This is a genomic window from Flavobacterium sp., assembly GCF_049240005.1.
In the GTDB taxonomy this organism is placed as follows: domain Bacteria; phylum Bacteroidota; class Bacteroidia; order Flavobacteriales; family Flavobacteriaceae; genus Flavobacterium.
Genome location: NZ_JBMLTK010000099.1, coordinates 1 through 4448 on the forward strand (window position 1 = coordinate 1; position 4448 = coordinate 4448).

Genomic DNA, 4448 nt, shown 5'->3' on the forward strand with positions numbered 1-4448 from the left:
AGCCGAGTTTGAAGAAACCGAACAAAAATTCAAAACGATTAAACGTATTTTAGTTGCCAATAATAGTTGATTTAGCGAGATGCTTATGCGCTGAATGACATCTAATTTATATAATATGAACGATATACAACTCGATATTTTAGCTTTTGGTGCGCATCCAGACGATGTGGAATTGGGCTGCGCAGGCACATTAGCGAAAGAAATAGCTCATGGAAAAAAAGTGGGAATTGTGGATTTAACCCGTGGGGAACTTGGTACCCGAGGAAGTGCGGAAATACGTGACGCAGAAGCCGCAGCAGCCGCAAAAATTCTTGGTGTTCAAGTACGTGAGAACTTGAGATTTCGAGATGGTTTTTTTGTCAACGACGAAGCGCATCAGCTTGAAGTGATTAAAGTAATTCGCAAGTACCGACCGCGAATCGTAATTTGTAATGCCATTTCCGATCGACATATTGATCATGGAAAAGGCAGTAGTTTGGTTTCGGATGCCTGTTTCCTTTCCGGACTGCGGCGCATTGAAACGGAAGTCGACGGTAGTTTGCAAGCTGCGTATCGTCCGGAAGTGGTTTATCACTACATTCAGTGGAATGATATCACGCCGCAGGTAGTTGTAGATATTACTGGATATGAGCAAATTAGGAAGGAAGCAATTTTAGCGTATCGCACGCAATTCTTCGATCCAAATAGCAAAGAACCGGTAACACCCATTGCTACACAAAACTTTTTAGAGAACTTAGATTTCCGTGCGCGGAATCTGGGCCGACTCACAAATGTTGAATTTGCAGAAGGCTTTACCGTTGAACGTTACCCGCTTACGAATTTATTGACCGATTTAAAGTAATTTTTTTAAAACGGCAGTTGTTTAAAAGCAAATTTTTGTTTTATCTTTGCAGCCGATTAAAACGGTGGTTGTAGCTCAGTTGGTCAGAGCATCGGTTTGTGGTGCCGAGGGTCGTGGGTTCGAGCCCCATCAGCCACCCAAAATCCAAAAGGTTTTCGATTGTTCGAAGACCTTTTTTTGTTTTAATTACTTTCTGAAAAATCGATTTGCTAGAATTTTAATAGCTATAAAATGGATTTAAGAAGTTTAGTCTGTGTTTCGCTGTTTGTACTAAGTGTAGCACATCTTTCAAAAATCCTTCTGTCTTAATACTCCCATCTTAAAACTTCAATCTTAATACTCCAATCTTAAAATCATACTACTCCTTTCCCGGGTGAGCGGGCGCAACGGCATCCTATTAGGCGATACCCATATTTCCATCCGTTGTTTTCGCCTAATAGATATAGTGTAGCACGCGACGGCGCCACAACAACGCGGCGAAGCCACCACAGCGCCGGCACCCCCAAATCTGAAAGAAAATTCTTAGTCAAATTGCCAGTTCGACCGATTTTCTGCAATGAAAAACCGCACTGTGCATAAAAAATTGTTAAAACGGTAACAAACAAGAAGCTGCGTCGTCTTACTCATATAAATCATCAATTAAATCAATCATCATGAAAACAATTAACATCCTTTCAGCAGTTTTATTTGCAAGTACCGTTTTTACTGCAAACGCTAGCACAACTTCGAACGCGTATTTAAACGGAGTTTCAGATTCTATTCGAATTGAAAATTCTGGAGAAGCCGATTTGGATTTGAGCGGGTTAAAGAGAGCAGAAAAAACAATCGATGAGCAAATTGCCGAAGATATGCAAGTTACCGAGGCGCAACTACCTAAGTATATTTCGGTAGCCGAACCTGCGAAAACGGTTAAAATCCCGACGAAATTATTGAATTAGTTATCTTAATTATGTTGGAAGACCGCCCACGAGGCGGTTTTTTTATGGTTGTAACCGCATGACATGGAAATCGAAGGGCGTCCACAAACAGTGTTCAACCGACGCGGCTGCAAGTGCCTGATTTGTGAACGTATTACAAGTTTTAAAAAGACTGTAGTTTCCATTCGATTCGTAAAAGGCGTCTCGGTCGTTGTAGCGAATGCCTGTTTTTACAGCGATGGGTTTAGATTCATTTTGTTGAAAACAAGCTAGATAATGAGTAACTAACTGCCGGTATTGCGTGTCGCTCAATACTATTTTCTTACAAGTTTCGTGTTCTATTCTGTTTTGATAGTAGTTCACATGGACCGCCGTTTCGTTAAATCCAGATGCCGCTTTGATTGCGGTAGATAGTCTTAAATCCGACCAAGTAGGCGTTTCCAAATAGAACTCGCGGTTCCCCCAGCCAATGGCCACCCAGGGATAGTATGTGTTTTTAGCACGAATCAGATTTTTATCTAAAAAACTATCCCAGTCGAACAGCTTATTTTTAACCGGCAAAACCAATTCACTGTGTACGCCGTTTGTTTGCAAATAAATTTCAATGGTTTTGGGTTCGGTTGTTTCATCGCCCGAAATGGTAATATAACCGATTGTAGCAGCTAAAAGCAGATAAAAACTGATGAAAGCTAACAAACTTAAAAATACAATACGAATGCCGCGATACACTTTAATAAGTAAATTGTTTCGCATGGCACTTTAAGTTTTCTTTTTTCTTTCGGCACGTAGTTTCTTTATCCAATATGCCGATAAATCGTCGTAGTTAACAACCACTTTTGGTTCTTGTGGGTCGAGTCGTTTTGCTTTCACTCCACGAACAATGATCGTTTCGATTAAATAGTCTTCGTTAACTTCGTAAGGTGCGTATTTGGTTTTGAGATTAATGTCGAACATACGCGCGGTGTTGTTCGACCAAAAAGCTTTCCAGCCACTTTTGTATTCTTTGATTAAGTCGAATGTAGTTTGTCCGGTTTGTCTGTAAATGAGTTTTACAAGAATTTGCCCGTCTTTACGACTCAATTTTTTTAACTGCGGTTCAAATTGCTTTTGCATGTAATCTTCCACAATCTTGAAGTATTTTCTACGCTCACGAGCCGTTTTCATTTTAGACATTCCTTCATTCAGCGAAATTAAGGTAGCCGAAGTAGCTTTGGCGTATGGATAAACTTTGTAAACACGTCGCTGTAAACGATTGTATATTTTAACCGCCTCAGCGTCGACTGTTACTTCGTTCGGATTAATTACTACTTCTTCCAACTCTATCGGAATGTTCAAGCTATCCGGCGTATTCAGGTAGGCGTCGCGCGGATCTTCCTGGGCAAAAACCGCTGTTGTTCCCGATAGCAGCAATACGAAAAATAAAATCCACCTCATGTTTTAGTTAATTGGTTGAAAACGGATAAGCAAGTGTAGTGCCAAATTTTTAAATTCGCAGGTCTTAAAACAAATTTATGTCAATTTTAAACGAAAAGTCAGAGTTATTTATTGAGAAGTATCTCAATAATCCGTCGCCAACAGGCTACGAATCAGAAGGTCAGAAAATTTGGATGGATTACATCAGACCTTATGTAGATGACATTTTTACAGATATTTATGGTACCGCAGTTGCCGTTGTGAATCCAGGTAAATCGCTCAAAGTGGTTATTGAAGGGCATTCCGACGAGATTTCGTGGTACGTGAACTACATAACCGACGATGGTCTGATTTATGTAATTCGAAACGGCGGTAGCGATCATCAAATTGCGCCGTCCAAACGCGTACATATTCATACTGCTAACGGAATCGTAGAGGGTGTCTTTGGTTGGCCGGCGATTCACACACGAAATCGCGACAAAGAAGAAGCGGCGAAAATCGACAATTTGTTTATCGATATAGGTTGCGAAACCAAAGCCGAGGTAGAAGCGAAAGGCGTTCATGTGGGTTGCGTAATTACCTATCCAGATACTTTCACGGTGCTCAACGAGAACAAATACGTTTGCCGTGCCATCGATAATCGAATGGGTGGTGTGATGATTGCCGAAGTGGCTCGCTTGCTAAAAGAAAATCAAGTTGAACTTCCGTACTCTTTATATATAGTGAACGCCGTGCAGGAAGAAGTGGGCTTACGCGGAGCAGAAATGATTACCAACACAATTAAACCAGATATCGCTATCGTTACCGATGTGTGCCACGACACAACTACGCCAATGATCAATAAAAAAATTGAAGGCGATGTGAAAATTGGTCGCGGTCCGGTAATTACGTACGCACCTGCAGTGCAGAATCAGCTGCGCGATCTTATTGTAAAAGCGGCGCAGGATAAGGAAATTCCTTTTCAACGTTTGGCGTCGTCTCGCGTTACTGGAACAGATACCGATGCGTTTGCCTACAGCAATGGGGGAGTGGTGTCGGCACTTATTTCTTTGCCGTTACGTTACATGCACACAACAGTAGAGATGGTTCACAAACATGATGTCGAGAATGTTGTGAAGCTCATTTTCGAGTCTTTGCAAAGAATCGAATCGAAAGAACAGTTTTCGTATTTCAAGTAAGAGCTAAGTTTTTTAAAAAATCGGAAGGCAATTTTGTTTTCCGATTTTTTTTTGGGCAGCCCCTCGCCAGTTTAGTGGAAGTATGTTTGCGGCTTCGGG

Annotated in this window: 5 protein-coding genes and 1 tRNA gene; 4 read left to right on the forward strand and 2 right to left on the reverse strand. The window is 41.3% G+C overall.

From position 1 onward, the window contains the following. Window positions 1-124: 124 nt before the first annotated feature. The 3 genes from bshB1 to ACOVQQ_RS10185 all read left to right on the forward strand — a co-directional run bounded on the left by bshB1 (window position 125) and on the right by ACOVQQ_RS10185 (window position 1779). A complete protein-coding gene (bshB1, locus tag ACOVQQ_RS10175; RefSeq protein ID WP_421818106.1) occupies window positions 125-841 on the forward strand; it encodes a bacillithiol biosynthesis deacetylase BshB1 in 717 nt (238 codons plus the stop codon). A 64-nt stretch (window positions 842-905) separates the two neighbouring features. After that, a tRNA-His gene (locus ACOVQQ_RS10180) sits at window positions 906-979 on the forward strand. A 515-nt stretch (window positions 980-1494) separates the two neighbouring features. Beyond that, window positions 1495-1779 carry a hypothetical protein gene (locus tag ACOVQQ_RS10185; protein ID WP_094486600.1) on the forward strand — a complete coding sequence of 95 codons (285 nt, stop codon included), beginning with the start codon at window positions 1495-1497 and terminating at the stop codon, window positions 1777-1779. A 42-nt stretch (window positions 1780-1821) separates the two neighbouring features. Here the strand turns inward: ACOVQQ_RS10185 and ACOVQQ_RS10190 are convergent, their stop codons facing one another. Together ACOVQQ_RS10190 and ACOVQQ_RS10195 are read right to left on the reverse strand one after the other, a co-directional pair. Continuing rightward, window positions 1822-2511: a TIGR02117 family protein gene (locus tag ACOVQQ_RS10190; RefSeq protein ID WP_421818104.1), complete on the reverse strand. Its 690-nt coding sequence runs from the start codon at window positions 2509-2511 to the stop codon at window positions 1822-1824. A gap of 6 nt (window positions 2512-2517) precedes the next feature. Next, window positions 2518-3192 (reverse strand): DUF4294 domain-containing protein, encoded by a 675-nt coding sequence (locus ACOVQQ_RS10195; RefSeq protein WP_421818105.1) that lies wholly within the window; start codon window positions 3190-3192, stop codon window positions 2518-2520. Between the two features lie 77 nt (window positions 3193-3269). Between ACOVQQ_RS10195 and ACOVQQ_RS10200 the strand changes: the two genes are divergently transcribed. Continuing rightward, the gene (locus tag ACOVQQ_RS10200; protein ID WP_298143327.1) at window positions 3270-4349 is read left to right on the forward strand and encodes a M42 family metallopeptidase; all 1080 of its coding nucleotides are present in this window, start codon (window positions 3270-3272) and stop codon (window positions 4347-4349) included. Window positions 4350-4448 lie beyond the last annotated feature (99 nt).